The organism is Streptomyces sp. YIM S03343, assembly GCF_054729195.1.
Map to the genome: position 1 here is coordinate 292048 of NZ_JBPUKX010000002.1, position 24903 is coordinate 316950.

At 70.0% G+C, this 24903-nt stretch carries 23 protein-coding genes; 7 read left to right on the top strand and 16 right to left on the bottom strand.

All coding sequences use genetic code 11. The features are described from left to right. Positions 1-20: 20 nt before the first annotated feature. The 8 genes from ACSYGN_RS37095 to ACSYGN_RS37130 all read right to left on the bottom strand — a co-directional run bounded on the left by ACSYGN_RS37095 (position 21) and on the right by ACSYGN_RS37130 (position 7906). Positions 21-869 carry an SDR family NAD(P)-dependent oxidoreductase gene (locus ACSYGN_RS37095; RefSeq protein WP_460404501.1) on the bottom strand — a complete coding sequence of 283 codons (849 nt, stop codon included), beginning with the start codon at positions 867-869 and terminating at the stop codon, positions 21-23. A gap of 53 nt (positions 870-922) precedes the next feature. Then, on the bottom strand, positions 923-2080 hold the full coding sequence (locus tag ACSYGN_RS37100; protein WP_460404503.1) for an acyl-CoA dehydrogenase family protein: 1158 nt from the start codon (positions 2078-2080) through the stop codon (positions 923-925). Positions 2081-2174: 94 nt separating this feature from the next. Continuing rightward, complete coding sequence (locus ACSYGN_RS37105) at positions 2175-2471, bottom strand: ferredoxin family protein (protein WP_460404505.1); 297 nt, start codon at positions 2469-2471, stop codon at positions 2175-2177. Next, positions 2468-3748: an FAD-dependent oxidoreductase gene (locus tag ACSYGN_RS37110; RefSeq protein ID WP_460404507.1), complete on the bottom strand. Its 1281-nt coding sequence runs from the start codon at positions 3746-3748 to the stop codon at positions 2468-2470. The genes ACSYGN_RS37105 and ACSYGN_RS37110 overlap by 4 nt, the downstream gene beginning before the upstream one ends. After that, entirely contained in the window at positions 3745-4719 is a 975-nt protein-coding gene (locus ACSYGN_RS37115) for an electron transfer flavoprotein subunit alpha/FixB family protein (protein WP_460404509.1), read from the bottom strand. The genes ACSYGN_RS37110 and ACSYGN_RS37115 overlap by 4 nt, the downstream gene beginning before the upstream one ends. After that, complete coding sequence (locus ACSYGN_RS37120) at positions 4719-5498, bottom strand: electron transfer flavoprotein subunit beta/FixA family protein (protein ID WP_460404511.1); 780 nt, start codon at positions 5496-5498, stop codon at positions 4719-4721. The genes ACSYGN_RS37115 and ACSYGN_RS37120 overlap by 1 nt, the downstream gene beginning before the upstream one ends. A 169-nt stretch (positions 5499-5667) precedes the next feature. Beyond that, positions 5668-6528 (bottom strand): helix-turn-helix domain-containing protein, encoded by an 861-nt coding sequence (locus ACSYGN_RS37125; RefSeq protein WP_460404513.1) that lies wholly within the window; start codon positions 6526-6528, stop codon positions 5668-5670. Positions 6529-6772: 244 nt separating this feature from the next. Then, positions 6773-7906 carry an NHL repeat-containing protein gene (locus ACSYGN_RS37130; protein WP_460404515.1) on the bottom strand — a complete coding sequence of 378 codons (1134 nt, stop codon included), beginning with the start codon at positions 7904-7906 and terminating at the stop codon, positions 6773-6775. 283 nt (positions 7907-8189) lie between these two features. On the opposite strand from ACSYGN_RS37130, the gene ACSYGN_RS37135 reads away from it, so the two are divergent. Further along, entirely contained in the window at positions 8190-10691 is a 2502-nt protein-coding gene (locus ACSYGN_RS37135) for a heavy metal translocating P-type ATPase (protein ID WP_460404517.1), read from the top strand. A gap of 97 nt (positions 10692-10788) precedes the next feature. Here the strand turns inward: ACSYGN_RS37135 and ACSYGN_RS37140 are convergent, their stop codons facing one another. Then, positions 10789-11517, bottom strand: coding sequence for a GntR family transcriptional regulator (locus ACSYGN_RS37140; protein ID WP_460404519.1), 729 nt, complete (start codon positions 11515-11517; stop codon positions 10789-10791). Positions 11518-11636: 119 nt separating this feature from the next. Here ACSYGN_RS37140 and deoC point away from each other — a divergent pair, with 119 nt between their 5' ends. After that, a complete protein-coding gene (deoC, locus tag ACSYGN_RS37145) occupies positions 11637-12392 on the top strand; it encodes a deoxyribose-phosphate aldolase (RefSeq protein WP_460404521.1) in 756 nt (251 codons plus the stop codon). A gap of 85 nt (positions 12393-12477) precedes the next feature. On the opposite strand, the gene ACSYGN_RS37150 is transcribed toward deoC, so the two are convergent. Beyond that, positions 12478-13416 (bottom strand): MIP/aquaporin family protein, encoded by a 939-nt coding sequence (locus ACSYGN_RS37150; protein WP_460405750.1) that lies wholly within the window; start codon positions 13414-13416, stop codon positions 12478-12480. Positions 13417-13679: 263 nt separating this feature from the next. Between ACSYGN_RS37150 and ACSYGN_RS37155 the strand changes: the two genes are divergently transcribed. The 5 genes from ACSYGN_RS37155 to ACSYGN_RS37175 all read left to right on the top strand — a co-directional run bounded on the left by ACSYGN_RS37155 (position 13680) and on the right by ACSYGN_RS37175 (position 17508). Next, positions 13680-13916: a hypothetical protein gene (locus ACSYGN_RS37155; protein ID WP_460404523.1), complete on the top strand. Its 237-nt coding sequence runs from the start codon at positions 13680-13682 to the stop codon at positions 13914-13916. Continuing rightward, positions 13913-14740: a carboxymuconolactone decarboxylase family protein gene (locus tag ACSYGN_RS37160; RefSeq protein ID WP_460404525.1), complete on the top strand. Its 828-nt coding sequence runs from the start codon at positions 13913-13915 to the stop codon at positions 14738-14740. The genes ACSYGN_RS37155 and ACSYGN_RS37160 overlap by 4 nt, the downstream gene beginning before the upstream one ends. Continuing rightward, positions 14737-15576: an SDR family oxidoreductase gene (locus tag ACSYGN_RS37165; protein ID WP_460404527.1), complete on the top strand. Its 840-nt coding sequence runs from the start codon at positions 14737-14739 to the stop codon at positions 15574-15576. The genes ACSYGN_RS37160 and ACSYGN_RS37165 overlap by 4 nt, the downstream gene beginning before the upstream one ends. Positions 15577-15614: 38 nt before the next feature. Beyond that, the gene (locus ACSYGN_RS37170) at positions 15615-16592 is read left to right on the top strand and encodes an aldo/keto reductase (protein ID WP_460404529.1); all 978 of its coding nucleotides are present in this window, start codon (positions 15615-15617) and stop codon (positions 16590-16592) included. A gap of 67 nt (positions 16593-16659) precedes the next feature. After that, the gene (locus ACSYGN_RS37175) at positions 16660-17508 is read left to right on the top strand and encodes an aldo/keto reductase (protein ID WP_460404531.1); all 849 of its coding nucleotides are present in this window, start codon (positions 16660-16662) and stop codon (positions 17506-17508) included. Positions 17509-17576: 68 nt separating this feature from the next. Here ACSYGN_RS37175 and ACSYGN_RS37180 read toward each other — a convergent pair whose 3' ends face one another. From ACSYGN_RS37180 to kdpB, 6 genes are all read right to left on the bottom strand, one after another. After that, entirely contained in the window at positions 17577-17999 is a 423-nt protein-coding gene (locus ACSYGN_RS37180; protein WP_460404533.1) for a nucleotidyltransferase domain-containing protein, read from the bottom strand. Positions 18000-18055: 56 nt separating this feature from the next. Beyond that, positions 18056-18412, bottom strand: coding sequence for a RidA family protein (locus ACSYGN_RS37185; RefSeq protein WP_460404535.1), 357 nt, complete (start codon positions 18410-18412; stop codon positions 18056-18058). 332 nt (positions 18413-18744) lie between these two features. Then, a complete protein-coding gene (locus ACSYGN_RS37190) occupies positions 18745-21294 on the bottom strand; it encodes a DUF4118 domain-containing protein (protein ID WP_460404537.1) in 2550 nt (849 codons plus the stop codon). A 1-nt stretch (position 21295) separates the two neighbouring features. Beyond that, positions 21296-21979: a response regulator gene (locus ACSYGN_RS37195; RefSeq protein ID WP_460404539.1), complete on the bottom strand. Its 684-nt coding sequence runs from the start codon at positions 21977-21979 to the stop codon at positions 21296-21298. A 115-nt stretch (positions 21980-22094) separates the two neighbouring features. Next, positions 22095-22763, bottom strand: coding sequence for a potassium-transporting ATPase subunit C (locus ACSYGN_RS37200; protein ID WP_460404541.1), 669 nt, complete (start codon positions 22761-22763; stop codon positions 22095-22097). A gap of 5 nt (positions 22764-22768) precedes the next feature. Further along, positions 22769-24874, bottom strand: a complete 2106-nt coding sequence (gene kdpB, locus ACSYGN_RS37205) for a potassium-transporting ATPase subunit KdpB (RefSeq protein ID WP_460404543.1) — start codon at positions 24872-24874, stop codon at positions 22769-22771. Positions 24875-24903 lie beyond the last annotated feature (29 nt).

The window sequence follows — 24903 nt, forward strand, 5'->3', positions numbered from 1 at the left end:
CCGTTGCGGTGGGCGGTGGGTCAGCGTGCGACGCGCGTCGGGCGGGTGCCCGCGATGACGGCGGTGGCCCGGCCGGTGACCGCAGGGTTGTACATCGGGTGGGTGAGAATGTAGAAGGTGCCCTTCTCCAGCTCGTCGATGATGACGCTCACCGCGTCGGCGACCGGCATGCCGATCGGTACGGACTGGGTGACCACGGCGAACTTGGACTGGTAGTCCTCGGTCTTGTAGTACGGGTCGTCCGCGTCGTAGGTGTCCGGGTCACGGTGGCGCAGGCAGTTGTCGAGGTCGGTCTGGACTATGCCGGGGCACACCACATGCGCCGTGACCTTGGAGCCGGCGGCCTGGAGCTGAAGGTCGAGCACCTCGGTCATCGACAGCGCCGCGAACTTGCTCGCGACGTACGCCGGGGAGTTCTCCACCGTGAGCAGTCCGGCGATCGAGGCGGTGTCGACGATCCGGCACACGGTGTCCTGCGCGATCATCCGGGGCACGAACGCCTTGATGCCGTGCACCATGCCCTTGACGTTCACGTCGAGCAGCCAGTCCCAGTCCGACATGGGCTGTTCCCAGATCGTGCCCACCGAGATGACGCCGGCGTTGTTGAAGAACAGGTCGACCGCGCCGTAGGTACCGTACGTCCGGCGTGCGAAGTCCTCCATGGCCTCGGCGTCGCGCACGTCGAAGACCGCCGTGAGGATGTCCGCGCCGCTCGGCGCCAGTTCGGCGCGGAGTGCCTCGAGGTTCTCGGCGTCGATGTCGGCGAGTGCCAGCCTGGCTCCCGCATCGGCGAACCGCCGGGCGAGTTCTCTGCCGAGGCCGTTGGCCGCACCGGTGACGGCGACGACCTTGTTGCCATAGTCCTGCATGACGTTCTCCTTTGAACGTTGAGGGGCACTGAACGTTGAGGGGCGCGATTGCGCTACGCGTGCTGCCGCTTGATGAGGGCCGCGATGACGTCCGTCAGGGCCTCGACCGACGCGCCTCCGATCGCCATGACCTTCGCGTCGCGCCAGTACCGCTCGACGCCGGTGTCGACGACGGTGCCGACGCCGCCGTAGAGCTGGATGGCCTCGCGGGCGACGTACTCCGAGACCTCCGCTCCCTTGACCTTGAGCAGGCGGCCCTCGGCGAGGCACAGTTCGCCGCGGTCGCGCTCGGCGTAGGTCGAGTACACCAGGGCCCGCAGCGACTCGATCTCGGCGTACATCCGCACCAGCTTGTGCCGTGTCACCTGGAACCGGTCGAAGAGCGACTTGCCCTGCTGCTCGCGCTGGAGGCTGTAGGTGAGGGCCATGTCGTACGCGCCCTCGGCGATGCCGAGACTGACGGGGCCGCAGCTCAGGAACTCCGCGGTCGCGCTGACGAACATCGCCTGGAGGCAGCCGCCGAGCGGGCCGAGCAGGTTCTCCTTCGGGATGCGGCAGTCGGTGAAGGAGATGGAGCCCGTCGCCGAGCCGTGCCAGCCCAGCTTGTGCTCGGCCTTGCCGATGCCGAGCCCCGGGGTGCCGGCCGGGACGATGAACGCGCTCAGGCCCGCCTTGGTGACCGGGTCGACGTGGTCGGCGGTGACCGCGACGACGACGTACACGTCGGCGACCCCGATGTTGGAGATGAGGACCTTGCCCCCGTTCAGGACCCACTCGTCGCCGTCGAGCACGGCGCGCGTCTTGAACTCGGCCTGGTTGTCCCCGCCGACGGCCTCGGTGGATCCGCAGGCCAGGACGGTCGTCCCCGAAGCGGCGGGGACGAGGTACTGCTTCTTCTGGTCGGGGGTCCCGAGCATCTCGATCAGACCGCCGGCGAGCAGGCTGTGCGCCCCCATCGCCACGGTGAGGACCGGCAGGGTCTTGGCGATCTCCTCCAGTACCAGCGCGTGGGTGGTCTGGTCCGCGCCCAGCCCGCCGAGGTCCTCGGGCACGGTGATCCCCAGGAGGCCGAGTTCACCGGCGCGCTTGAACAGCGCGAGCGGGAACTCATTGCTGCGGTCGATCTCCTGGGCGACCGGAGCCACCTCCTCCTTGATGAACTCCTTGACGCTGGAGAGGATCGCTGCACGGTCCTCGGTGAGGTACCACATCGTCGTGCTCCTTGGCTGTATCGCTGGCTGTGCTGATCAGGGCGTTGGGCGGACGGAGCCCGGCGCGGGCGCAGAGCCCGCGTCGGTCGGGCCGTCAGCCGCGCCGGTAGGTGACGCCGTACGTACCGCGCGGGTAGGTCCAGCGCACGATGCCGCCGGTGACGCAGACCACCCGGCAGGTGCCGCATTCGAGACAGCCGGCGTGGTCGAAGGTGATCTGGCCGTCGGCGCCGAGCGCGTAGAGCTGTGCGGGACACACGGACAGGCACGGTCTGGTCGTGCAGGTGGCGCAGATCGCGGGGTCGAGGACGATGTGCGCTTCCTCCTCGTCCACGTCGAAGGTGTTGCGGCCCAGCAGGTCGGCGGCGGTGAGGCGGTCGGTCGTGCTCATAGCGCCCTCATCCCTGTGACGCCGTCGCGCAGCACCGTGCGCAGCGGCACCTTCCGTCTGCGCAGCGCTTCCTTGACCTGACGGCGGAGTCGGCGGGGCCGGCCGGAGGCCACGGTGAAGACCGATTCGGCGACGTCGAGGGCGAGCCCGGGGTAGGCCTGGTAGAGGCGCTGGATGTGCAGCAGGTCGGTGTAGCCGTCGGTGGCCTTCATGGCCGCTGTCAGGCCCGTCCGGTCCAGGGCCGCGTGGTAGGCGGGTTCGAGGTCTCCGCCCGCCTCGATCGCCTCGGCCGCGGCCACACCGGAGACGAGCGCGAGGTCCATACCGCGCACGGTGTATCCGAGGTTCATCACGAATCCGGCGGCCTCGCCGGTCATCAGGAAGCCTTCCCGGGCCAGCCTCTTGGGCACCCCGCGCCAGCCGTCCTCACGCACCAGGTGCGCCGAGTACTCGACCGTGCTGCCGCCGTCGATGAGCGGCTGGACTGCCGGGTGTGCCTTGAGGTCCTGGAGCATCGCATGGATCGTGCGGCCCGACGCCGGGAGTTGCTCGGGTGAGGCGACGACGCCCAGTGAGAGGCTGTCGCGATTGGTGTACAGGAACGCTCCCCCGTGCACGCCGTGGGTGCACCCGAGCATCAGGGTGGCGGCGCCGTCGCCGGGGGCCACGGCGAAGCGGTTCTCGATCGTCGAGGCGTCGAGTGCGATGGTCTCCTTGACGCCCACGCCGACCGCGCGGGCGGACAGTTCGCCGACCAGACCGGCCTCCCGGCCGAGGAAGGAGTTGACTCCGTCGGCCGCGACGACGACACCGGCGTGCATCGCCTCCCCGCCGGCCATGATGCCGGTGACCCGCCCGTTCTCCTCCAGCAGGGAGTCGACGCGGATGCCCGGGGCGAGGAGCACCCCGGCCTCCTCCGCCCTTGCGGCGAACCACTCGTCGAATCCGGCGCGCAGCACGGTGACCGAGGCGGGCGGGGCGCCGTCGGGTGCGGGTGCGCCCGCGATCGAGATCGTCATCGACCTGTCGGCGTCCATCAGCATCAACTGCTCGCGGACGACCCGCCGTTCCCACGGTGCCTCGCAGGTGAGCCCGGCCTCGACCAGTTCCAGTGCGTAGGTGTACAGACGGCCGCCGCTCACATTCTTCGACCCGGGGGTGGTCCCGCGTTCGATGAGCAGCACGGACCGGCCGGCCTGCGCGAGCCGGTAGGCACAGGCGGTGCCCGCCAGGCCCGCGCCGACGACGATCACGTCGAAGGCGTCGTCGGCGGTCATGACCGCGCGTCCGGGCCGGCGGCGCGGGCGGCACGGACCGCGGCGGTGAGCAGCGGCGCGATCTCGCGGAGGTCGCCGACCACCGCGTAGTCGCTCACCCCGAACAAGGTCGCGTCCGGGTCGGTGTTGACCCCCACGACGACCTTGGCGTCGCGGATACCGACCGTGTGCTGGACCTGACCGGAGACACCGAGGCCGAGGTAGAGGTCGGGCCGTACCCGGACCCCGGAGATCCCGATGTACCGTTCGGCCGGCAGCCACTCGCGGTCCTCCGCGACCGGTCGTGTGCACGCGACCTCCGCGCCGAGCGCGTCGGCCAGCCCGGTGGCCAGTTCGAGGTCGGCACTCGCTCCGAGGCCCATGCCGACGCAGACGATCCGGGCGGCGTTGGCCAGGTCGACGGCCTCCTGCTCGCGGACGGCGCGGGAGACGACGCGGACACGGGTATCGGCCTGCACCGGGACGGTCTCGACAGGTACGCCGCCCGCGCCCGGCTCCGCGGCGGCCGTCCGGTCCCCGCGCTGGCCCTGCGCCATCGTCACGACCGCCGGACCCTGCCAGGTCTCGGTCTGGACGGTCGCCCCGGCATAGGTGACGCGTTCGCTCCGCCAGGTGCCGTCCGGCAGGGAATCCAGCGTCGTGGCCTCGCTGACCAGGCCGAGCCCGAGGATCGCCGCCACCCTGGCGGCGATCTCCCGGCCGCTCACCGTCGCTCCGATCAGTACGGCGTTGGCGTGCCGATCGCCGGCCAGCCGGGCGAGAGCGGGGGCGTAGGCCTCGGGGCGGACACCGCCATCGAACAGCGCGTCGCTCGGGTCTTCCAGCACCACGACGGAGGTCACGCCGGCGGGCGGCGTCGCGGGCGGTGCGCCGAGGCAGACGAGGTGTACCTGGTCCGCGATGGTGGTCGCGGTCGTAACCAGCTCGGCCGCCAGACGCGCATCCTCGGAGAAGACGAAGGCACGGGTCATCAGAGCACCCCTTCCCGGGTGAGAGCGGACATCAGCGCGGCGACCTTCTCGTGCGCGTCGCCGTCGGCGATGAGCACGCGCCTGCGTCCGTCGGCGAGGCCGAGCAGCGACGTCACCGTCGTGCGTGCGGTGGCGGCAGCGGGCGGCAGGCCGAGTTCGGCCAGGGGCACTTGTTCGCTGGGTTTACGGCCCGCGGCGATCACCGATTTGAGGCCGGGGATGGGCGCCGGACCGATCTCCGGTACGACGGTGACGACGGCGGGCAGGTCGCACTCGACGGTCTCCGTCTCCCGTTCCAGGGTCCGGGTGGCGCGCAGCCGTCCGGCGTCCACGGTCAGGCTGCTCACGTTCGTCACGACCGGCCAGCCGAGCAGCTCGCCGATCCGCGGGCCGGTCTCGTGGGCGTAGGTGTCGGACGCGCCCTCGGTGCACAGCACCAGCCCCACGTCACCGACCCGGCCGATCCCGGCCGCCAGGGCGTGCGCGGTGACGTGGCCGTCGACGCGGGCGGCGCCGTCGGCCAGCACATGCACGGCGCGGTCCGCGCCACGGGAGAGCACGTCCTTGAGCGCGCCCTTGGCCTCCCGCCCGCCGAAGGTCACGCCGACGAGTTCCCCGCCCAGTTCACCGGCGGCGACCCGGGCCGCCTCGATGGTGTTGCGGTCGTAGTCACTGATCTTCCGGCGTGCGTGACCGGCATCGACCGCGCGTGTGGCGGGGTCGACCTTCAGTTCGCCTTCGTCGGCGACCCACTTGACGCACACGACTGTTCTGGTCAACGCACTGTCCTCACCGCGTTCCTGGTCCGGCTGCCGCGGTCTGCGGCAGTACGGGCTGACACGTCACAGCCTGCTCACCGGGAGGGCACGGAAGTGCGGGAACCATGGTGGGATCCGGACCGGTCGTGGTCGGTTGCGGACACGGCCCGATGGCGCGGGGAGCGGCTGGTCACCAACGGTGCGAGGCTCGGAACGTGCCCGGGGACATGCCCGTGGCCCGGGCGAAGAAACGGCAGAAGTTGGCGGCGTCCTCGAAGCCGAGGCGGTGCCCCACCGCGCAGACCGAGAGGTCGGTGTAGGCGAGCAGGCGACGGCCCTCCAGGACCAGCCGGGCGTCGATGACCTGCTTGGGCGTCAGCCCGGTGGCCTCGACGCTCGCCCGCGCGATGGTCCTCGGGGAGTATCCGAGGACGGCTGCGTACTCCTCGGCCGTGTGGATCGACGGGAAGCACCGCTCGACCATCTCGACGAAGGCTCGCGCCACCGGGTGCGGTTGCAAGGGGCGGACCTCGTCGAGCGGCGGCACCTGGTCGATGCGCATCAGCAGCGCCAGCAGCAGGTGGCGCAGCATCGGCTCGCCGGTGGCGAGCCGCCTGCTGGTCGGACCGAACACATAGCGCCGGTACTCGTTCTGGAGCACCGTGAGATGGGCCTGTACGTCCCTCAGGTCGGCCGGGTCGAAGTTCCACGACGACGGCCCGACGAGCAGGGGCATCTCGCCGCTCAGGAAGTCGTCGGTGAAGCAGACGGCCGTTCCCTCGATCACGGGCGGGCGTTCGTGGACCTGGCCCGGGCGGATCCACAGCAGTGACCCGGGCCGGTGGTGATGCGTCGCCAGGTCCACCACGTGGTCCCCCGAGCCGCCGGCGCACAGCAGCACGACGTGGAAGTCCGCACGAAGCAGGGGATTCTCACGCTTGCGGTCCATGCACCCGCCCGTCGGCCGCAGCGTCGCGACGCACAGACCGAGACCAACGCGGTCGGGATGAACGGCATCGAGCCGACCGATCGTCTGCCGCATGTCGGACATGATCCGATGGTAGGCATGCGGGCGGACGCCAGGCAGGGACCATTGGCCCCGGGGCGGGAGGGTGCACCGGCCCCGTTTCTCCCGGACCGCGGCCGCAGGAAGTGAACGTCAGACAGTTGGCCGGCATCCTGAAGCCGTAGGACCCCGGCGGCCAGGGAGCCGCCGGCTCCTGAGCCTGTGCTCCTGGGTTTACGCAGGGCCGGATCGGCCCTGCGCAAACGGGTTCAGGGTCGGCTCAGCAGGTTCAGGGCCGGCTCAGCAGGTTCAGCGTGTTGGTCGCGTCGTCGACGAAGTAGACCCGGTCGGGTTTCTGGGCGATCGCGAGCCCGAACAGTGCGCCCGCGCCCGGCGGGGTGCCACTGTCGAGCGTACGCTCGGCCACCTGGACACCGCGTGGGGTGGTCTCCACGATCTTGCCGTCGCCGCCGTTGGTGGTGAGGATGTTGCCCTTCGGGGTGATCGCCAACCCGAGCGGGCCGTTGAGGTTCTGGTCGGTGGTGATCACCCGGCCGGTGCCGGCGCTGGTGTGCCGGGTGAGCGCGTCCGGGATCGCGGTGATGCGGTTGTCGACGGTGTCCGCCACGTAGAGCGTCTCTCCCCGCAGACCGACACCCGTCGGTCCGATAACGAGCGCAGCCGGGTCTGTCTTCTCGGCGAAGCCCGACCCGATCTCGGTCGTGGCGATCCGGGTCGGCGGCTGATTGCCGTGGGTACGCAGGGTGATCCGCAGCACGGTGCCCTGTCGTACGATGTCGCCGCCGCCAGCGACCGTGCCGTTGAGCACGTTGGTGACGAACAGATCGGTCTTTTCGCCGCTGCTCTTCGCGGTCATGTCCCAGGGACCGTTGATCCCCTGGCCGCTGAAGGTCTCCCGGACCGTTCCGTGGCTGTCCAGCACGAGCAGGCAGCCCGCCTGCGCCGTGGCGGAGGTGCCGTCGGCCGTGGGCAGACTGCCTACGACCACCCAGCCGCCCGGCAGGACGGATAGTGCCGTGGTCAGGCCCACGCCGCCCGGGCACGCTCCCGGCAGGTTCTGGGGGTCGATCTGGGCGAACAGCGTGGTCGTGCCCTGCGGGCTGACCTGCACGAGCGTGGTCCCCGTGCCCTGCTGGTTCGCCGCGTTGTTGAAGTTGCTGACCAGCACGTTGCCGCGTTGCAGGTCGCCTACGGTCTTCTCGATCAGGGCTGTGCCGTACGGGTTCAGGTCGCCGTTGGCCGGGACCGTCGACGCAACGGTCGAGACGGTGTTCAGCGGCCCGAGGAACGGGTTCCCGTCCCCGCCGGCCGGCACGGCGGTCGCCGTCTGGCCCACCGCCATGATCGCTGTCGCCGCGGTCACGGCCACCGCCGCGAGACGCGAAGCGAAAACAAGCTTCATCTGGGTTGTACCTCCTCAGCGTTGTGCGACCGTCCCGCGGCCACACAACAGTCACAGAGAGTTGCCACTCGTCACATAATCCGACTCAATGGCGCAGCGCACGTCGGATGGGGCTGGATGCGCGACCCGGCCGTGCAGTGAGGAAGGCAGCTGTTGCGGCCCAGGCGTGTGGCGCCACATGGCACCACGTGGCGCCGCCCGAAGCCCATGAGCCCGCACGGCGCCACAATGTTTCCAGGCACCTTCTTCACGCCCGCCCGCGACACGATCGGCCGAGGGAGAAGTGACTGTGCACGACCACCACGAGGAACATGCCGGCCACTCGCATCACGGCGGTCCCTCGCAGCCGCAGCCGGCACCCCCGCCGAAGGAACGCAGTACCGCTGTGCTCGACGTACGCGGACTCGGCTGGGCCTCCCAGCAGAGCACCGTCACCGCGGTCCTGCTTCGACGCCCAGGGGTGCTCGATGTCGAGGCCAATCCGGTGGGGCAGACCGCGACGGTGGTCTTCGACCCGCGCCGCACATCCTTGACCGAGTTGCGGCGCTGGGTGGAGGAGTGCGGCTACCACTGCGCGGGGCAGTCCGTCCCGGCCCATGTGTGCGACCCGATGGCCGAGCCCGATCCACCGGCCCTCACCGCACCGGCGCCTCCTGCCGGGCCCCCTGCCCACGAGCACGAGGCGGGTGTGCCATCACCCCACGCAGTGATGGGCCACGGTGATCACGGCGGCATGTCCATGGACGCCATGGTGGCCGACATGCGCAACCGATTCCTGGTCGCGGCGCTCTTCTCGATACCCATCGTGATCTGGTCGCCGATCGGCGAGGACGTCTTCGGCCTCGACGCACCGGTCCCCTTCGGGCTGCGCGAGGACGTCTGGGCGCTGCTGCTGAGCCTGCCCGTGATCTTCTACTCCTGCACGATCTTCTTCGACGGCGCCGTGCGGGCACTGCGCGCCCGCACCCTCGACATGATGGTGCTGGTCGCGGTCGCCGTCGGCTCCGGCTGGCTGTACTCCGTGGTCGTCACCCTCACCGGCGGCGGGGACGTCTTCTACGAGGCGGCCACCGTGCTGGCCTCCTTCGTCCTGCTCGGCCACTGGTTCGAGATGCGTGCCCGCGGCGGTGCGAACGACGCGATCCGCACACTCCTCGACCTGGCCCCGCCCAAGGCGCTGGTGCTGCGCGACGGCGAGCCCGTCGAGGTCCCCACAGCCGACATCGCGGTCGGCGACCTGCTGCTGGTCCGCCCGGGCGCGAAGATCGCCGTCGACGGTGTGGTCGAGGAGGGCAGCAGCGAGGTCGACGAGTCGATGGTCACCGGCGAGAGCCTGCCCGTGCACAAGCAGCCCGGCGCCCCGGTCGTCGGCGCCACCATCAACGCCAACGGCACACTGCGGGTGCGCGCCACCAAGGTCGGGTCGGACACCGCTCTGGCCCAGATCGTCAAGCTGGTCCAGCAGGCGCAGAACTCCAAGGCGCCGGGCCAACGGCTGGCCGACCGCGCCGCGTTCTGGCTGGTCCTCGTCGCACTGATCGGCGGCGCCGCCACCCTGGCCGTCTGGCTGCTGGCGACGGACGGCTCCTTCGGCACCGCGATGCTGTTCGCCATCACCGTCGTCGTGATCACGTGCCCGGACGCACTCGGCCTGGCCACGCCGACCGCGATCATGGTCGGCACCGGACTGGGGGCCAAGCGGGGCGTGCTGTTCAAGAACGCCGTGGGCCTGGAGACCTCTGCCCGTATCCAGACGGTCGTGATGGACAAGACCGGCACCCTCACCAAGGGCGAGCCGGAGGTGACCGACGTCATCACGGCAGGCCGTATGACCGAGAGCGAGTTGCTCCGCCTGGTGGCGGCGGTCGAGCGGGAGTCCGAACACCCCCTCGCGGAGGCCGTCGTACGGCATGCCGAGGCGAAGGGACTCATCGGCCTGCGCGCGGACGCCTTCGAGAACGTCCCCGGCCACGGCGCCGTCGCGCAGGTGGCCGGCCACCGGATCGTGATCGGCAATCGCCGCCTGGCCGAGCGCGAGGGCATCGATGTCGCGGAGTTGGCGAAGAAGCGGGACGAACTTGCCGCCACGGGCCGCACCGTCGTGATCGCCGCGGTCGACGGCCGTGCGGCCGGTCTGATCGGTATCGCCGACGCTCCCCGGGACACGTCCGCCGCCGCCGTGCGGGAACTGCACGCCCTCGGCGTCGAGGTGGTCATGCTCACCGGCGACAACCGGGCCACCGCCGAGCGGATCGCCGACCGACTGGGCATCGACACCGTCATCGCCGATGTCCTTCCCGGCGACAAGGCCGCCAAGGTCTCCGAACTCCAGGCCACCGGCCGGACGGTGGCGATGGTCGGCGACGGCGTCAACGACGCTCCCGCCCTGGCCCAGGCCGACCTGGGCATCGCGATCGGCGCGGGCACCGACGTCGCGATCGAGACCGCCGACCTGGTCCTGATGCGATCCGACCCCCTCGACGTGCCCACGGCCCTGCGCATCGGCCGCGGCACCCTGCGCAAGATGCGCCAGAACCTCGGCTGGGCCATCGGCTACAACGCCCTTGCCCTGCCCATCGCCGCAGGCGTCTTCGAACCGGCCGTCGGCCTTGTCCTCCGCCCCGAGATCGCCGCACTGTCCATGTCCGGCTCCAGCTTCATCGTCGCTGTCAACGCCCTGTCCCTCAAGGGACTTCGGCTGCCCAGCGCGGCCCCGGCCGCCCCGTCACCCCCACGGGAGACCACCGTCCCGGATGCCGACGAGCCCACCCGACGAGCGGCCTGACGTCACACCCCGTCCCTCCGGCTCCCGTACACCTGGCTCGCCGCTCACCGAACTCCGCTATGAGTGGCGTCACTTGCTGCGGCCCCGCCAGATCCGGTCAGGGGATCTCGTGGAGGGCGACGGAGAAGTCGACCTGGAGCGCGTAGCGGTGGGCCACGTAGGAGCTGACCGTGTGTTCCAGCGGGGCCCCGTACTGGTCGGTGATGGAGCGTGTCTCGACGAGCATCGGTGTGGCGGCGCTCACGTCGAGTTCGGGCGCGTCGTCACCGGCGGTGCGAGCCGTCAGGACGGAGGAGCCGAGGGTCGGGTGGAGGCCCAGCCGGCGCAGCGCGTTGTGGAGCGATCCGGTCTCCAGATCTGCGGTGAGCAGGGTTTTGAGGGCCGCGGGGAACGTGGCGTGCTCGATGGCGACGGGCAGGTCGTCGAAGAACCGTACACGGCTGATCGCGATCACGGTCGCGTCTTCACCGGGGTCTGCCGGGTACAGCGCGGCGGCCTCGGGCGGTGTGGCGGGACGCAGGCCGGCCTCCAGGACGCGGGAGCGTGGTGTTCTGCCCGCCGCGAGTGCCTGGTCGTGGAAGCTGAGCAGGGTGCCGACGGGGCGTGCGGCGGCGGCCTTCCGGACGAAGCTGCCCCGGCCGGGCACACGTTCCAGCAGGCCGTCGCGTTCCAGCCGTGCCAGAGCCGCCCGCACGGTCATGCGTGAGACGCCGAATTCCTCGGCCAGCCGCGGCTCCGAGGGGAACGGATCGCCGTCGTCCGCGTCGGCCAGGCGGCGGCGCAACTGCTTCTCGATGCGTTCGTACAGGGGCTGCGGTGCGGCCATGGCGGGCGTCGTCCTCCGGGTCGGGTGTTCGTCGCGGGTCCGTGCCGGGCCTGACGACAACACCATCTTCGCCTGTATAGACTGTCTAGACAGTTTATGGACGACTGAAGGGAAACGCCATGCCTACTGCCGCGAACTCTGTCGAACGCTGGGACGGTCCGCTGCCCGCGTGCGAAGAGGTGGCGAAGATGATCGACCACTCGCTGCTGAGGCCCGAGCTGACCCCGGCCGAGGTCGCCCAGGGCGTGGCGACCGCGCTGGAGTACCGCACAGCCTCGGTGTGCGTGCGCCCGGCGGACGTAGCGGCCGCCGTGGTGGCACTCGACGGCAGCGGGGTCGCGGTCGGCACCGTGGTCGGCTTCCCCCACGGTGGGGCGACCACCGCGGCCAAGGTCTACGAGACCGCCGAGCTGGTCGCTCTGGGGGCACAGGAGATCGACATGGTCATCGACATCGGTCGGCTGCGCGGCGGTGACGTTGCGTACACCCGGGACGAGATCGCCGCCGTCGTGGAAGCCGCGCGGGGCCGCACAGTCAAGGTGATCTTCGAGAACGCGTATCTGGACGACGCCCAGAAGATCGCCGGATACCGGGCGGCCGAAGCGGCGGGAGCTGCCTTCGTGAAGACCAGCACGGGGTTCGCCCCCGGGGGAGCGACCGCCCACGACATTGCCCTGATGCGGCGTACGGTCTCACCGGACATCCAGGTCAAGGCCGCAGGCGGCGTGCGAACGCTCGACGCCCTGCTGCACCTGCACCATCTGGGGGCCACCCGTTTCGGCGCGACCGCCACTGCCACGATCCTGGACGACCTCCGGGGTCGCCTCGCCGGTGCCGCACCTCTGGCGGGCGGCGACGCTTCCTCCGGGTACTGAGTGCCACGGGGTTCCGGGTGATGCCTCTCCCGGAACCCCCGCCGCGGGTCGCCAACCGGGATAGCCGAAGGAGTCCTGGCCGCTGTCAGCCCTCGTCAATCGTGGGCCGCGTGCGTCCTGGCTCCGGGAGCTCGCCCAGCTTGAGACGGGCGTGCAGGATGTCGCCGATGAACAGGTCGTAGATCAGCACTCCGATCAGGCCGCCGATCAGCGGGCCGACGATCGGAATCCACCAGTAGTCGTTGAACCACACCCCGTCCCCCGGAAATGCGAAGCTCTGCCATCCGGCGAACCAGGTGATCAGCCGTGGTCCGAAGTCACGGGCGGGGTTGATCGCGTAGCCGGCGTTCGCCCCGTAGGACATGCCGATGGCGGCGACGATCAGGCCGATGATGAACGGCCCCATATTGGCACCCACGGCGGTGTTGCGCGCGTCGATGACCGCAACGACCAGCATGACCAGGAAGGCCGTGCCGACGATCTGGTCGATCAGCGGCCCCCAGTTCCCGCCATGGAAGTACGGCGCCGGAAAGGTGGAGAAGATCGAGAAGGTGGCGAGAGTGTGCCCGCCGTGCTTGGGCCCGATCGAGCGGTCGTCGAAGGCGTTGATCGCGTCGTGGTAGACGAGAAAGACGAGCGATGCCCCGGCCATGGCGCCGATCAACTGCGACACCCAGTAGGGCACCACCTTCGCCCACGGGAACTTGCGGCGCGCCGCGAACGCCAGCGTCACCGCCGGGTTCAGATGGGCGCCGCTGACACCGCCGGCCACGTAGATACCGAAGGTCACGGCGAAGGCCCAGCCGAAGGTGATCAGGAGCCAGTCACCGGCGGCGAGGAAGATCGTCGTGAACGTCGCCGCACGCCCGGACCCGGGCAGCGCCGCGACGGCCATCGCCACGACACCGCAACCGAACGAAATGAGGACGAAGGTCCCCAGGAACTCTGCCAGGCACTCACCCAGCAGGCCTCCACGGCTTCTGAGCTTGGAGGGCTTGAGAAGTGGAGATATTTCCACAGCCATCGCTGGCCCCCTTTCAGGAGCAATCAGGCCGAACACCATTTTGGCCTACAAATGATGTTTGTGCAGAGCGGCCTGAGCGAGCCGTGCGGGACCGCCCCTCGAGACCACCGGCTCAGCCGCTCCCGCACCGGGCCGAGCAGCAAGATCCACCCCGTGGGCGACGGGCGGGGCGGGTCTGCGGCGTATCCGGTCACGGCCGGCACGCGTGACCGGCTGCGCGCAGGCCGCCGCAGCGTCCCGGCGGCGTCATCTCCCGGGTCGGTGTGCCGCAGTACGAGGAGGCCCCGGTCGGCTTCGGCTCGCTGTTCGGGAAGAACGCCGGGCTGACCGGCGGACCCGCCCCGGTGCGCGCCTACATCGAGCAGGCGATCCCGGATGTGCTGGAGAGGCGTATCGAACCGGGCAAGGGGTTCGACGCCGAGGTCTCCCTCGACGACGTCGCGGACGCCTACCGGACGGTGGGCTCCCGCTCGCACCTGAAGGTGCTGGTGCGGCCGTGACGTTCCGCAAGCCCGGCGAAGCCGCCGCGGCGGTACACGAGCGGCTCTTTCCCGGCCACGAGTCCAGGCTCGCGGTCACGGATCCGGAGCTGATCGAGTACTTCGACAACTTCGCTTTCGACGAGGTGCTGCGGCACACGCCGCAGCTGCCGGAACGCATCCGGCTGATGACGCAGCTCGCCGCGATGATCGCCGTCGGCGCGGTCGCCGAGTACCGGGTGATGCTCGGCGCCGCCCTCACCGTGGGTGTCACCCCTGTGGAGGCCAAGGAGATCGTCTACCAGGCGGTGCCGTACGCCGGGATGGCCCGCGTCTTCGACTTCCTGCACGCCACCAACGACGTCCTGACCGACCGCGGGATCCGGCTGCCGCTGGAGGGCCGGTCCACCACTGGCCCGGCCACCCGGTTCGAGCGAGGATCGGCGGTGCAGAAGGAGATCGTCGGCGCCGCCGCGGTGGACGCCATGTACGCCCGTGCTCCGGCCGACGAGCAGCACATCCAGCGGCTGCTGAGCGCCAACTGCTTCGGAGACCACTACACCCGCGCGGGCCTCGACGTCCCCACCCGGGAGCTGCTCACCTTCGCCCTGCTCACCGCGCTCGGCGGCGCGGACCCCCAGGTACGGGGACACGTGGCGGCGAATGTGAACGTCGGCAACGACCGCGCCGCGCTGATCGCCGTCCTGACCGGTCTGCTGCCGTTCATCGGCTACCCCCGCACCCTCAACGCCCTGGCCGCCGTCGACGCCGTCGCCCCGGCCCCAGGCACCGCGCCCGCGCCCACGCCCGCGCCCGCGCCCGCGCCCGCGAAGGAAGAAGCGTGACCACCCGGACCTGGTTCATCACCGGTGTCAGCAGCGGCTTCGGCCTCGCCCTGAGCACCCGGCTCCTGGCGCGCGGCGACCGCGTCATCGGCACCGTCCGCGCCATGGACAAGGTCGCCGGTCTGCGCGAGACGTACCCCGACACCTTCCGGGCACAGATCCTGGATGTGACCGACACCGGCGCGGTCCGCGAAACGGTGGACGAGGCGTTCGGGGCCGGGCGGGTCGACGTGGTCGTCTCGAACGCGGGCTACGGCCTGTTCGGCGCCGCGGAGGAACTCACCGACAGCCAGGTCGATCACGTCATCGCCACCAATCTCACCGGCTCCATCACCCTGATCCGCGCGGCCCTTCCCCATCTGCGCGCCCAGGGCGGCGGACGCGTCATCCAGATCTCCTCCTACGGCGGGCAGGTCGCCTTCCCCGGCAACTCCCTCTACCACGCCACCAAATGGGGCATCGAGGGGTTCGTCGAGTCGGTCGCCCAAGAGGTCGCGGGCTTCGGCATCGGCATGACGATCGTCGAACCGGGCGGTGCGCGCACCGAGTTCCGCTACGGCAGCGCCCGGGTCGCCGACCTCATGGACGTCTACGACGGCACTCCGGCGCACGCCTTCACGGCGATGCTCGACCCCGCGAACGGCCTGGCGGCGGGCGACCCGCAGCGCATGGCCGCGCGCATCATCGAGTCCGCCGACATCGAACCGGCGCCGCTGCGGACGGTGCTCGGGTCACAGGCTCTGGACACCACCATCGGCGTGCTGCGCCGGCGGATCGGCGACTTCGAGACGCAGCACGACCTGGCGAAGTCCACCGACTACCCGGCCGGAATGTGAACCCCGGCCCGACACCCCGTCAGGAGAAGCTGAGAGGCATGAAATACATCAAGCTGGGTGATCTGGAGGTCTCCCGTATCGGTCTGGGCGCGATGGGCATGTCCCATGGTCTGACCGGCGCCGGAACCGACGACGCGGAGTCCGTCCGCACCATCCACCGAGCGGTCGAACTCGGGGTCACGCTCATCGACACCGCGGAGATCTACGGCCCCTACATCAACGAGGAACTCGTCGGCCGTGCTCTCAAGGGCCGCCGCGACAAGGTCGTACTGGCGACCAAGTTCGGCATGATCGACCACGGTGGCCGCGGCGTGTGGAACCGCAGCTCCAGACCTGCCACCGTCCGCACCGCCGTCGAAGGCTCACTGAAGCGGCTGGGCACCGACCACATCGATCTGTACTACCAGCACCGCGTCGACCCGGACACGCCCGTCGAGGAGACGGTCGGCGCCCTGGCCGGACTCGTCGAGGAGGGCAAGGTCCGGTACATCGGCCTGTCCGAGGCCCGGCCGGACACGATCCGCCGTGCCCACGCCGTCCACCCCGTCACCGCGGTGCAGTCCGAGTACTCGCTGTGGACCCGTGGGATCGAGGACCGCGTTCTGCCGGTCCTGCGCGAGCTCGGCATCGGCCTCGTCCCCTTCGCCCCGCTCGGGCACGGGTTCCTCACCGGCAGCGTCCGCAACGAGGCCGACTTCGAGGAAGGCGACTTCCGCCGCGGCAACCCGCGCTTCACCGGCGAGAACTTCCGGCGCAACATGCGCATCGCCGACGAAGTCCAGACGATCGCCGCCGAAGCGGGCGCCACACCCGCCCAGGTCGCCCTCGCCTGGCTGCTCGCCCAGGGAGACGACATCGCGCCCATCCCGGGCACCAAGCGCGTCTCACGTGTGGAGGAGAACACGGCCGCCGACAGCCTGCGGCTCAGCCCGGAGATCCTGGAGAAGCTCTCCGGTCTGCCCCCGGCCGCCGGCGCCACCCACTCCGAGGCCGGACTGCGCATGCTCGAACGGTGACCCAAGATCAGAGAAGCGCAGAGCAGTGCAGAGAAGTTCACAGAGATTCGCCGAAGAAGGAAGCACCATGCACACCGTCACCCTGAACAACGGCGTCCGGATGCCGGTCCTCGGTTTCGGCGTCTACCAGATCCCGCCGGAGCAGACCGAGCAGGCCGTCGCCGACGCGCTCGCCGCCGGGTACCGGGCGATCGACACCGCCGCCGCCTATCAGAACGAGGAAGCCGTCGGCCGGGCGATCAAGAGCAGCGGGATCCCGCGCGAGGAACTGTTCGTCACCACCAAGCTGTGGATCTCCGACGCCGGAGAGGAGAGGGCCAGGCGGGCCTTCGACAGGAGTCTGCGCAAGCTCGGCCTGGACCATCTCGACCTGTATCTGATCCATCAGCCCCTCGGCGATGTCTACGGCTCCTGGCGCGCGATGGAGGAGCTGTACCGCGAAGGCCGTGTCAAGGCGATCGGGGTGTCCAACTTCTATTCCGACCGGCTCGTCGACCTGATGGACCACAACGAGGTCACGCCCGCGGTGAACCAGATCGAGACCCACCCGTTCTTCCAGCGCACGGCCGACCAGGAGCTGATGCGCGAGCGCGGCGTCCAGATCGAGTCGTGGGGCCCGTTCGCCGAGGGCCGCAACAACCTGTTCACCCACCCGGTCCTCAGCGCGATCGGCGAGGAGCACGGCAAGTCCGTGGCCCAGATCGTACTGCGCTGGCTGATCCAGCGGGACGTCGTGGTCATCCCCAAGTCGGTCCGCGCCGACCGGATGGCGGAGAACATCGACGTCTTCGACTTCGAGCTCACCGACGACCAGATGGCCCGTATCGCCGTCCTGGACACCGGCAGCTCACTGTTCTTCAGCCACCGCGACCCGGAGATGGTCAGCCGACTCGGCACCTTCCGCCTGGCGGACTGACCCGGCGGTCCCCCCCACCCGTTCCGCCACAGCGGCACGGGTGGGCTGCTCATGGCAGAGGACGCCGATCAGCAGGCGACGAGCAGGTCGGCGAGGATGCCTGCCGGGTCGTGCAGCACTCGGGCGCCGTCCATGACGACCCGACGTGTTCCGGGATCGACGGGATCTGTCTTCGCCCAGGCCGGAGAGCCGATGCCCAGCTCGACCTCCAGACCCGAGGCCGTGGAACAGCGCCGCTCTGTGATCGGTCCCCACTGGCGGGCGCGCATCGGTTGGCCCAGCCCGAGTTCCAGGATCCAGGCATCCTCGCTGAGATAGCGGGACTCGTCCGCGGTGAGGAGGACGACGTCAATGTCGGAGTCCGGTCGCGCGGCGTCGCGCGCGCACGATCCCACCAGGAGCAGACCGACGATGTCCGCACGGCCTCTCGCCCAATGCGTGATCCGTTCGATGACCTCGCCGATCTCAGCGGTCCGCTCCGGCGACAGCACAGTCGACCCACCTCCGGAAACACCCGCGCCCCGTCCATGATGGCCGATCAGGACGCTCAGCGGGTCGCGCCGCGATACGCGACACCGTCGATCATCACCAGGCAGTCGGCGTCGACGAACTCGGTGGTCGCGGTCATGCGGGCGGGAAAGCCGCCCGGAGGGAAGCGGTGGTCGAAGTGCCGTTCCATGGTGGGCAGGTCGTCGATGTTCTTGAGCCACACGTTGACTTTGACCAGATCTGCGAGGGGCAGGCCGTGACCTCCGAGGGTCTGGTCAAGGCGGTCGAGCGCGTCGTCCAGTTGCTCGGTGAAGTCCGTGCCGAAGCCACGGTGCAGCCCGAGGAAGACGAAGTCTCCTGCCGCGACGGCGGACGAGTAACTGTACGGGGTCGGGGTTCTGCTGATGGCCGGCATGGCGTCATCTCCACGTGGTGGCGTTCCTGATGCGTACGTCTCCGTGCAGCGGTTGAGCGTCCCGAACGGGCAAACACCCAACCAATTCGAACACGCTTGCGATCAACGTAGCACCGTCGCCCTCTGTGTGCCGCCCCGGCACCCGCCCGCGTCCCGCCATCGGTGTGCGGGTCACACATCGCCGCAGGTCCGGCACGGTCGGCGGGTTGAAGACATGGCGGCCCAAGAAGTCGATGTGGTCGCACTGTTGCCCAGCAGACAGGTAGTCGGCGGGCACAGCCAGGAGGTTGACTCCGCTGACCAGGCAAAACGGACACGTCACCGGTCCGGAATCAAGATCGCTCCGCCACCGCTGGTGCGGATACTCCCCGAGCGCCGTCCCGCTGCGGGGCCGACTGTACGGCGAGGACCATGGTGAGGCCGCCGCCGGGTGTGTCCTCGGCTCGCAGGGTGCCGCCGATCGCCTCGGTGAAACCGCGGGCCACCGCGAGGCCGAGGCCGACGCCGAGGCCGCGGGGGGAGTCGCCGTAGCGCTGGAAGGGCTCGAAGATGCGGTCCTTGGCCTCGTCGGGTACGCCCGGGCCGCGGTCGACGACCCGTACCTCGACCCGGTCGGCGATGGCGCTCGCCGAGACCAGGACCTTCTCGCCGGGCGGGCTGTACTTGACGGCGTTCTCGACGACGTTGGCGACCGCCCGCTCCAGCAGCCCCTGGTCGACCTGGACCATGGGCAGGGTCTCGGGGATGTCCAGCGCCACGGTGTCCTCGGGCACCCCGCCCAGCGCCATGGGCACGACCTCGTCGATGTCGGTCTCACGGATGATGGGGGTGACGGTGCCGGTCTGCAGCCGGGACATGTCCAGCAAGTTGCCGACCAGGTGATCGAGCCGGTCGGCACCCTCCTCGATGGCCTCCAGCAGTTCCGCCCGGTCCTCGTCGGACCACTCGACGTCGTCGGCGCGCAGCGAGGAGACGGCCGCTTTGATCCCGGCGAGCGGGGTGCGCAGGTCGTGGCTGACCGCGGCGAGCAGCGCGGTCCTCATACGGTTGCCCTCGGCGAGTTCCCCGGCCCGGTCGGCCTCGCGGCGCAGGCGCTGACGGTCCAGCACCACGGCAGCCTGCGCGGCGAACGCGGCCAGCACCCGCCGGTCGGCGGCCGGCAGCACTCTGCCGCGCAGCGCCAGGGCCATGTGCTCCCCCGCCGGTACGTCGACGTCGGCCTCCTCCGGGATCGTTGCGGGCCGGGGCCCGGTGCTGCCCGCGCAGGTCCACGCGGCCGTCTCACCAGGGCGCTCCAGCAGGGCCACCGAGTCCATGGCGAAGGTCTCGCGGACGCGTTCCAGCAGAGCATCCAGCGTGTCCTCCCCGCGCAGCACGTTGCCCGCCAGGAAGGAGAGGATCTCCGATTCGGCACGCAGCCGGGCCGCCAGATGAGTGCGCCTCGCGGCGAGGTCCACCACGGACGCCACGGACACCGCGACCCCCACGAAGATCACGATGGCGACGATGTTCTCCGGGTCGGCGATCGTCAGTGTGTGGACCGGTGGGGTGAAGAACCAGTTGAGCAGCAGGGAGCCCACCACGGCCGAGGCCAGTGCCGGAAAGAGCCCGCCCAGCAGGGCCGCCGCCACCGTGCACGTCAGGAACAGCAGCATGTCGTTGGCCAGACCGACCGACGGTGTGACGCCGGTCAGGAGCCAGGTGAGCAGGACGGGGCCGAGCACGCCCACGAGCCAACCCCACACGACCCTGGTCCGTGACAGGCGGGCGCCGCGTGCCGCTGGCAGTCCGCGGCCCTTGCCGGCCTCGTCGTGGGTGATGAGATGGACATCAAGGTCGGGCCCGGAGGCGCGGGCGACCGTGGCGCCGACGCCCGGTCCGAAGACGTACTGCCAGTTCTTGCGCCGGGAGACACCGAGAACGATCTGGGTGGCGTTGGCCCCTCGGGCGAAGTCGAGCAGGGCGGCCGGGATGTCGTCGCCGACGACTTGGTGGAACGTGCCGCCGAGATCCTCGACGAGGGTGCGCTGCACGGCCAGTTCTCCGGGTGAGGCGGTGGTGAGGCCGTCACTGCGGGACACGTAGACGCCCATGACCTCGCCGCCGGCGCCCTTCTCGGCGAGCCGCACGGCGCGCCGTATCAGGGTGCGCCCCTCGGGACCGCCGGTCAGTCCTACGACGATCCGCTCGCGTGAGCCCCATATGGCGGAGACATGGTGTTCACTGCGGTACTCGGTGAGATAGGCGTCGACCCGGTCGGCCACCCACAGCAGCGCCAGTTCGCGCAGCGCGGTCAGATTGCCCGGCCGGAAGTAGTTGGACAGGGCTGCGTCGACCTTGTCCGGTGTGTAGATGTTGCCGTGCGCCATGCGGCGGCGCAGCGCCTGCGGCGACATGTCGACCAGTTCGATCTGGTCGGCGCGCCGTACGACCTCGTCGGGGACGGTCTCACGCTGCCGCACCCCGGTGATGGACTCGACGATGTCGCCCAGCGACTCCAGGTGCTGGATGTTGACGGTCGAGACGACGTCGATGCCCGCGGCGAGCAGTTCCTCGGCGTCCTGCCATCGTTTGGTGTTGCGGGAGCCGGGGACGTTGGTGTGCGCGAGCTCGTCGACCAGGGCCACTTCGGGACGGCGGGCCAGCACGGCGTCGACATCCATCTCGTCGAACGTGCCGCCCCGGTACACGAGTTGCTTGCGCGGCACTTGTTCCAGGCCGTGCAGCATGACCTCGGTGCGCTGCCGGTGGTGGTGCTCGACGAACGCGACCACGCAGTCGGTGCCCCGCTCGACACGGCGGTGCGCCTCGGAGAGCATGGCGTACGTCTTGCCGACGCCGGGCGCCGCGCCGAGGTAGATCCGTAGCTTTCCGCGTCCCATGTCATCCCTCGAAGCGGTAGCCCATACCGGGCTCGGTGAACAGATGGCGAGGGTGGGCGGGGTCCCTCTCCAGTTTGCGCCGCAGCTGGGCCATGTAGACCCGCAGGTAGTTGGTCTTGTCCCGCCGGGCAACGCCCCAGACCTCCTGGAGGAGTTGCTGCTGGGTGATCAGCCGGCCGGGACTGGCCACGAGGATCTCCAGGAGATGCCACTCGGTCGGTGTCAGCCGCACATCCCGTCCGTCCTGCTGGACCTTCTTGGCGAGCAGGTCGATGGTGAAGTCGGCCGTCTCGACCCGCGTCGTCTCGGGGACGAGCGCGGTGTCCTCGGTGCGGCGGACCGCGGCGCGCAGCCGGGCCAGCAGTTCGTCCATGCTGAACGGTTTGGTGATGTAGTCGTCGGCGCCCGCGTCGAGGGCGGCCACTTTCTCCTCGGACCCCTGCCGAGCGGACAGGACCAGGACCGGGACACGGCTCCAGCCCCGCAGGCCCCTGATGACGTCGACGCCGTCCATGTCGGGCAGACCGAGGTCGAGCAGCACCACATCGGGCTGCCGCGCGGCGGCCAGCCGCAGGGCCTCGGCCCCGTCGGGGGCAGCGTCCACACCGTAGCGGCGGGCGTGCAGATTGATGACGAGAGCCCGTACGAGCTGCGGGTCGTCCTCGACGACGAGTACCCGGGTCATGGGGCGTGCCTCTCCTGTCGTGTGCCGGACCGAGGCGACCGCTTCAGGGCGGCGGGAGCCGACGGCTCCGGGGCATCTCCCGGAGCCGCCGGCCCCCGTGTGGGTCGCATGGCCGTCACTGCTTCGCCACGAGGTCCTTGAGCGCGATGTTGAGTTCGAGGACGTTCACGCGGGGCCCGCCGATGAAGCCCAGGGTGCGGCCCTCGGTGTGGGAGTCGACCAGCTTGTCCACCTGTGCGACGGACAGGCCGTTCTCCTGGGCGATCCTGTGGACCTGCAACTCCGCGTAGGCCGGGGAGATGTCGGGGTCCAGGCCGGAGCCGGAGGAGGTGACCGCGTCGGCGGGAACGTCCGAGGGCCTGACGGTGTAGCCGGGCACCGAGTTGTCCTTGACCACCGCGGCCTTGGCGGCGCCGACCTGCGCGATCAGGTCCTTGTTGTCGGCGGACAGGTTGGTGGCACCGGACAACAGCAGCTTGTACCGGGTGTTGACGCTGTTGGCGCCGAGCCCGTTCGCCGGACGGCCCTGGAACCACTTCAGGTCCGCGTCCGGGGTGTCCTGGCCCTTCTTCAGCGGCAGGTTGTACGACTGTCCGATCAGGGAGGAGCCGACGACCTTGCCATCGGCCTTGATCTCGGAGCCGTTCGCCTTGTCGTGGAACAGGGCCTGGGCGATGCCCGTGACGGCCAGCGGGTAGACGACGCCGGTCACCAGGGTGAGCACCAGGAGGGCGCGCAGACCGGCCCCGAGCAGCCGGGCGGTGTTCATGACGGAGTTGTTCATGCCGGTCAACCGATTCCGGGGATGAGGGAGATGAGCATGTCGATGATCTTGATTCCGATGAAAGGTGCGATCAGCCCGCCGATGCCATAGACCGTCAGGTTGCGCCGCAGCATCCGGTCGGCGCTGACCGGCTTGTACTGCACGCCCTTCAGGGACAGCGGCACCAGCGCGATGATGATCAGCGCGTTGAAGATGACGGCAGAGAGGATCGCGGAGTCGGGCGAGGACAGGCCCATGATGTTGAGCTTGTCCAGGCCCGGGTAGACCGCCGCGAACAGTGCCGGGATGATCGCGAAGTACTTGGCGACGTCGTTGGCGATGGAGAAGGTCGTGAGCGCGCCCCGGGTGATGAGGAGCTGCTTGCCGATCTCGACGATCTCGATGAGCTTGGTCGGGTCGGAGTCGAGGTCGACCATGTTGCCGGCCTCCTTGGCGGCCGACGTGCCGGTGTTCATCGCCACGCCGACGTCCGCCTGGGCGAGGGCCGGCGCGTCGTTGGTTCCGTCGCCCGTCATCGCGACCAGCTTGCCGCCCGCCTGCTCCCGTTTGATCAAGGCCATCTTGTCCTCGGGGGTGGCCTCGGCGAGGAAGTCGTCGACGCCCGCCTCCTCGGCGATCGCCTTCGCCGTCAGCGGGTTGTCACCCGTGATCATGACTGTCTTGATGCCCATACGGCGCAGCTCGTCGAAGCGCTCCCACATGCCGTCCTTGACGACGTCCTTGAGATGGATGACGCCCAGCACGCGGGCGCCCTGCTCGTCGTGGACCGCGACCAGCAGCGGCGTACCACCCGCCTCGGAGATGCGGTTGGCGATGCCGTCCGCATCCTCGGCGACTACGCCACCCTCCTCCCGCACCCAGGCGATGACCGAACCGGCCGCGCCCTTGCGGATCTTGCGGCCGTCGACGTCCACACCCGACATACGGGTCTGAGCGGTGAACGCGATCCACTCGGCACCGGACAGCTCACCCTGATGACGCTCGCGCAGCCCGTACCGCTCCTTGGCCAGGACCACGACGGAGCGGCCCTCGGGCGTCTCGTCGGCCAGCGACGACAGCTGGGCCGCGTCCGCAACCTCCGCCTCGGTCACCCCGCGCACCGGCAGGAACTCGGCGGCCCGCCGGTTGCCGAGCGTGATGGTGCCCGTCTTGTCCAGCAGCAGTGTCGAGACATCGCCGGCGGCCTCCACCGCACGGCCCGACATGGCGAGGACATTGCGCTGCACCAGGCGGTCCATACCCGCGATGCCGATCGCGGACAGCAGCGCACCGATCGTCGTCGGGATCAGACACACCAGCAGAGCCACCAGCACGATCATCGTCAGATGCGTACCGGCGAAGTCGGCGAACGGCGGCAGCGTGGCGACGGCGAGCAGGAAGACGATCGTCAGCGAGGCCAGCAGGATGTTCAGGGCGATCTCGTTCGGCGTCTTCTGCCGGGCCGCGCCCTCGACGAGGCTGATCATCCGGTCGATGAAAGTCTCGCCCGGCCTGGTCGTGATCCTGATGACGATCCGGTCGGAGAGGACCTTGGTGCCGCCGGTCACCGCCGAGCGGTCACCGCCGGACTCACGGATGACGGGCGCGGACTCACCGGTGATCGCCGACTCGTCGACGGACGCGACGCCCTCGACGACATCGCCGTCGCCGGGGATGACGTCACCGGCCTCGCAGACCACCAGATCGCCGATCCTCAGCCCGGTGCCCGGAACCCGCTCCTCGGATGGGCCGTCCGCGAGCAGGCGGCGCGCGACGGTGTCGGTCTTGGCCCTGCGCAGGGTGTCGGCCTGCGCCTTGCCACGGCCCTCGGCCACAGCCTCCGCCAGGTTGGCGAAGACCACGGTCAGCCACAGCCAGGCGCTGATCGCCCAGCCGAACCAGTCCCCCGGGTCCTTGAAGGAGAACACGGTCGTCAGGACCGAACCGATCCACACGACGAACATCACGGGAGACTTGGCCATCACCCGCGGGTCCAGCTTGCGGACCGCGTCCGGCAGCGACCTGACCAACTGCCCGGGGTCGAAGAGACCCGCGCCGACGCGGCCCCCGGGAGCCTTGTGCCCGGTGGGTACGTCGCTGTGCGGCGCCCGGGTCGGAGTGGCTGTGGACATGGAGCCCTCTGACTTTTCTATGCGGGTGG